This window comes from Photobacterium sp. R1 (genome assembly GCF_054600795.1).
Map to the genome: position 1 here is coordinate 1 of NZ_BAAHZP010000415.1, position 289 is coordinate 289.

At 51.2% G+C, this 289-nt stretch carries 1 protein-coding gene; it reads right to left on the reverse strand.

What is annotated here, in order from left to right:
- Nucleotides 1–289: hypothetical protein (locus ACYP03_RS25665; protein WP_459782628.1), on the reverse strand; the 289-nt coding region annotated here is incomplete at both ends.

Sequence of the window (289 nt, forward strand, 5' to 3'; positions counted from 1 at the left end):
TTGCAGTGTGGTTTCACCATTTCCGGCATCTACGCGGGTCACCCGCTCGCGCTGGTAACCGACCAAACGTTCTGCGTCGTTATAGGTGAAGGTTTCGATGGTGCTGCCGTCTTTACGGGTTTTCTTGCTCAGATTACCGCGCAGGTCATATTCGTAGCTGAACTGGTTGTCTTCCAGCAACTTGCCGTCTGTGCTGTAAACACCACCGAAGTCTAACCGGTTGCCTAAATCATCGTATTGATACTGATATTCACCAGTGACTGTGTTCGCCTGAACTAAGCGCTGGCTG